This is a genomic window from Shewanella sp., from assembly GCF_013214165.1.
Lineage (GTDB): Bacteria > Pseudomonadota > Gammaproteobacteria > Enterobacterales > Shewanellaceae > Shewanella.
In genome coordinates this window covers 1-3,479 of record NZ_JABSSM010000158.1, presented here as the reverse complement: position 1 = coordinate 3,479, position 3,479 = coordinate 1, and the positions used below count along the sequence as shown (strand labels likewise).

General features: G+C 43.7%; 2 protein-coding genes. One reads left to right on the top strand and one right to left on the bottom strand.

All coding sequences use genetic code 11. The annotated features are described in order from the left end of the window. The coding region (gene metE, locus HRU42_RS20780; RefSeq protein WP_295033962.1) for a 5-methyltetrahydropteroyltriglutamate--homocysteine S-methyltransferase at positions 1–1,577 on the top strand (1,577 nt) is incomplete at its 5' end. A gap of 361 nt (positions 1,578–1,938) precedes the next feature. On the opposite strand, the gene HRU42_RS20775 is transcribed toward metE, so the two are convergent. Further along, positions 1,939–2,625, bottom strand: coding sequence for a hypothetical protein (locus HRU42_RS20775; RefSeq protein ID WP_295033961.1), 687 nt, complete (start codon positions 2,623–2,625; stop codon positions 1,939–1,941). Positions 2,626–3,479: the final 854 nt, after the last annotated feature.

The following is a 3,479-nucleotide window of genomic DNA, read 5'->3' as shown; positions in this document are numbered from 1 at the left end:
TTTTACTGGCGAGCTACTATGGCACCATAGCTCACCATCAAGCATTGGTTTCCTCCTTGCCTGTTGCCGGTCTGCATCTGGATCTGGTCACGGCTCCCGAGCAGCTTGTTGAATTTGCGGCAAAACTTCAGCCTGAGCAAGTGCTGTCATTGGGTGTAATTAACGCTCGTAACGTATGGGCGGCAGATATTGACTTGATTGCCGAGCGCATCGCTCCTGTGGTGAACGACCTTAAGGGACGAGTGTGGATATCTCCTTCTTGTTCACTGCTACATAGCCCGGTTGATCTCGATGTTGAGACCGAGCTGGCTCCGGCGCTGAAGCAACAACTCTCATTTGCAAAACAGAAGCTCTCTGAGCTGACTCAACTCAAAGCGCTACTAAGCCCTCCCGCGGACAGTGCCGCTAAAGTTGCAATAGACACCATAGTGGCAAGGTGTGTGGCGCGTCGAGAGGCACGGGAAGCCGCCGCCGATCAGCAAGTTATCGACAGGGTCGCCGCGCTTAAAACTGATGATTATGAGCGTGATACCCTGTTTGTTAACCGTCAAGCTATACAGCAGCAGAAGTTTAACTTACCCCTGTTACCTACGACAACCATAGGCTCGTTCCCACAGACTCCGGCCATTCGAGGCCTGCGTAGTCGCTGGCGTAAAGGTGAGATCACCCAAGCGTTTTATAATGACCAACTACGCCAGGTGACCAGAGATACGGTTGAGCGTCAGCTTAAGCTAGGTATCGATGTGTTGGTTCATGGTGAGGCCGAGCGTAACGACATGGTCGAGTATTTCGGCGAGCAGTTGCAAGGTTTCGCCTTCACTCAATTTGGTTGGGTGCAGAGCTATGGCTCACGCTGTGTTAAGCCGCCACTTATTTATGGTGATGTCTCACGTCCTGAGGCTATGACAGTCGAGTGGGCTAAGTACGCTCAGTCTCTGACTGACAAGCCTGTGAAAGGCATGCTAACGGGGCCAGTTACTATTCTGCATTGGTCATTTGCCCGTGAAGACATCAGCCGTGAGGCGATAGCGACTCAAATCGGTCTGGCCATTCGTGATGAAGTCGTCGATCTGCAAAATGCGGGCATAGGCATCATTCAGATAGATGAGCCAGCCTTCCGCGAAGGTTTACCCTTGAAGAAGAGTGATTGGCAAGCCTACCTCAAGTGGGCAGTTGCGTCATTTAAGTTGAGCGCCGCTGGTGTCACCGATGAGACTCAGATCCACACTCACATGTGCTACAGCGAGTTCAATGAAACCATCGCAGCGATAGCGGCCATGGACGCCGATGTGATCACTATCGAGACCTCGCGTTCTCGCATGGAGTTACTCACGGCCTTCGAAGATTTCGAATACCCCAATGAGATAGGTCCTGGTGTCTACGATATCCATTCACCCAATATACCCAGTGTCGATGAGATGGTTGAGCTTATCGAGAAAGCGGCCGACAAGATGGCCGTACGTCAGCTTTGGGTCAATCCGGATTGTGGACTGAAAACCCGTACATGGGATGAAGTAGAGCCGGCCCTTAAGAACCTAGTGCAAGCGACTAAGGTGTTAAGAAGAAGGTTGGGGTAAAAGAAGCCATAAGTCATCAACTGTAAAGCTTGAATATTATGCATTAGCAGGGCAAGAAGAAAGATTTCTTGCCCTGCTATATTGTTTGGCTTCATTGGTCTGATTGAGCCTGAAAATAATATAATGTCCCCGATTGCCCAGCGAGTGATGTACCAGAATGTTTGTGACAGAGCTGTAAGCTCTCTTGGCCACAAGGAGGGTGAGAATGGCTTATTTGTATGGAACAAAATAGACGACTCAGACGTGGGCCTTGTTGCTTTATGAAAATAGCATACAGGCTAGATAGCTCGGGCTATTTATTAGGTGTTTTTTAACGATTCTATCAACTTAGGACCAAACTCAACTATATCTTGTGCCACTTTTAATAATAAATAATAAATAATAAATAATAAGGAATAGGACAACCTGCGCATTTAAAACTCATCAAGAATTTAATAGGTCCATCAAATTTATTATCAAAATCACCGTTATTTGCTAGAGATGTATGTGACCCGTCCAATATATTCGCTAATCTTTTTATCAAAATTTCTCTAGGTATTGATACTGTTTCTAATTGACCGTTACAGTTTTTAAAGTTCATCCTAATTATTTCAGCACCTAACCATTGAACTAGATTAAGTCTACTGATTTTAGGGTTAGAAGTAATATATTTAGTGTCATTTTCGGCATTAGGGAAGCAAAAATGAAAATTTGTCATTTTTATCCAATCGTCTTTTTTAGCGATTGAGCCTCCAATGGAAAATTTCACGTCTTTATTATCCCACTCAAATAAGCTTTGATTACCTGCGTGTGTAGTTATACCATCAGGCATAAATGCAACAATATATTCAACATCAGAATATGCTCTAAGTATTTTTCGGTTGGGAACCGCAGACTTAAATAGTGTTTTTGAAGTAAAAGATTTGTCGATCTTAGGTAATACCGTTTTTAGTTCAACCCAAATTCTTAAAATGTGAGATAGATCTAAAAATGAAGCATAATCATACGTTTTTTCTACATGTTCATAATGTCTTCGTAATCTTTCGTATTGAACTAGTACTCTATGCATAATTATAATGCCTATCACCCAAGAGGGTAAATTTATTGTTGGGTAAGCTGTTGTATGGAGTGAAAATAGCTAATTGAAACATTCTCTCTTGTTTGCCTTGTGTGAGCTAATAACTAATGAGGTTACCCCCATTAGTTATTAGCTCTATAGAAAGGTAGTCGTTTTTTTAAGCTTATGTTATTAAACGCTAATTTCTATCTAATGGCAAGAGGTTATTCACCAGTTCTCGTCTGAATTACAGATGTTTTACTCCTATAATGTCTACATCTTAACCATCTCTGATGGTCAAGATTTTAGCCCCTTTGTTGATCTGGAGTGTAATCAATGAACAACGACCTCGTGGAGGGCCCCGCAGACGAGAGATAACAATGAAGATACGACTTTCATAAAATCATCAAACGCCAAAACCGCTAGATTCCCGCCCACAAGCCTTGCGGGAAAGACGAGTATTGAATTGCTATCCATATAGAGGGTCAATCAAACAAATAACCTGCTTTGATAAACTCAGTGTAGATGCGGCTGCGAGCTTCCAAAAAAGGGACTTTTTGGCAGAGCTTCCATGGACGGACTTGCAGCGTCTCGCAGAAGTATCTGCACAATCCTCGCCGGACAGGCGTTAGGTTACAATAATAGTACGATTTTCAAACATACTAGCAAACTTAAAACCTGCCGAATGACATAAGTAAATATGTATCAGTCTTCATTCGAAGGCTAACCAAAGCAACTGGATTCCCGCCCACAAGCCTTGCGGGAAAGACGAGTATTGAATTGCTATCCCATATTACGGGAATGGCAAGCCCTAGAGTCACTATCGGTAATTATAAAAGTTAAATCGAAGCAACCAACTGCTTACT

Excerpts from the sequence above, each read along its gene's own strand:
- HRU42_RS20775 (WP_295033961.1), bottom strand. The coding sequence starts at position 2,625 with ATGCATAGAGTACTAGTTCAATACGAAAGATTACGAAGACATTATGAA.